Source organism: Corallococcus sp. 4LFB (genome assembly GCF_046520365.1).
GTDB classification, from domain to species: domain Bacteria; phylum Myxococcota; class Myxococcia; order Myxococcales; family Myxococcaceae; genus Corallococcus; species Corallococcus caeni.
This window is the reverse complement of record NZ_JBKGHJ010001165.1, coordinates 1-717: the sequence shown is the minus strand read 5'-3', so window position 1 is coordinate 717 and position 717 is coordinate 1. Positions and strand designations below refer to the sequence as shown.

The window sequence follows — 717 nt, the reverse complement described above, 5'->3', positions numbered from 1 at the left end:
CTCCGCCGCCACCGCCTCGCCGTGCGCCGCGCTCACCGCGCCACCTTCCGCTGGGCGCACCCGCCCGGGCACTGCGCGCGGAGGCCACGCTCGGGGTCCAGCCAACCAGGGGGGCTCATCTCGGGTCGCTCCTGTGAAAGGGGATGTCCGCCCGGATTGCGAAGCCCGTGCCGGGAAGGAAAGACGGGGGGCCGGGGCGGGACGGCGCGCAGCTTTTGCGCCCGGGACTCCAGGCGCCGCAGCCCTTGCGCGGTCCGGGGTGGGGATGCCGGGCGGGTGGACGGCACGCATCCTGAAAAGGGTTTCGTAAGCAGCAGTGGGGCGCGCCCCCCGACGTCATCCAACCCGCAGGGAAGCCGTGGCGCGGCGCCTTCCCCCATCCGGAGTCCCTCCATGTCCATCGTCTGCGCAACCGACCTCACCGAGGGCTCCCGTCAGGCCGCGGAGGTGGCCGCGCGAATCGCCGCCCGCCGGGGCCAGCCGCTGTGGCTCGTCCATCAAATCCACCCGGATCAGCTCCGGGTCGCGGCGGAGCCCGTGCGCGAGGGCCTGCGGGCGCTGCTGCGCGAGGAGCTCCGGCGGCTGGAGCCGCTGGGCGCGCGGGTGGAGTCCTCCCTGCTGGAGAGCGGCTCCTCGCGGGCCCTGGCCGTCTTCTGCGACGCGCACGAGGCGCGGCTCCTGGTGGTGGGGACGCCCCGCGACGAGCCCGCCGCCCTG

The 717-nt window shown here is 75.6% G+C and carries 1 protein-coding gene; it reads left to right on the top strand.

Translation table 11 applies throughout. The features are described 5' to 3' along the window. Window positions 1–393: 393 nt before the first annotated feature. Window positions 394–717, top strand: a 324-nt coding sequence (locus ACLEQD_RS44720) for a universal stress protein (RefSeq protein ID WP_410391969.1), incomplete at its 3' end; no start/stop codon positions are given.